This window comes from Ursidibacter arcticus (assembly GCF_009761375.1).
Lineage (GTDB): Bacteria > Pseudomonadota > Gammaproteobacteria > Enterobacterales > Pasteurellaceae > Ursidibacter > Ursidibacter arcticus.
Genome location: NZ_LEKM01000074.1, coordinates 1 through 368 on the forward strand (window position 1 = coordinate 1; position 368 = coordinate 368).

The 368-nt window shown below is 44.0% G+C and carries 1 pseudogene; it reads left to right on the forward strand.

The features are described from left to right. A pseudogene (locus A1D25_RS01845) lies at positions 1–368 on the forward strand (hypothetical protein); the annotation flags it as partial.

Sequence of the window (368 nt, forward strand, 5' to 3'; positions counted from 1 at the left end):
GAACAGGTAGTAACCCAGCTGATCCATCTACGACTGAAGAAACAACTGAACCAGGCACAGGTGTTACACCTCCAGGCTCATCTGGCTCTGGTTCTAATGGCGGCTATACCCCACCAAGACCTCAACAAGAAAAACCAACAGTAACTGCGAAGAAAGATGGTTCTGCTGAAATCGCTATTGATCCAAACGTTAAAAAATACGAAGTTACCTTTATTCCAGAAGGTAAAAAGAACCCTATTACAGCAACACTTGAAAAACAAGCTGACGGCTCATACAAATCTAGCCACCCTGAATACATTCCTGATGTTCCAGCGGGTAGCAACAAAGCTGTTATTCCTGGCGATAGCATCAAAGACAAATCACCCGTT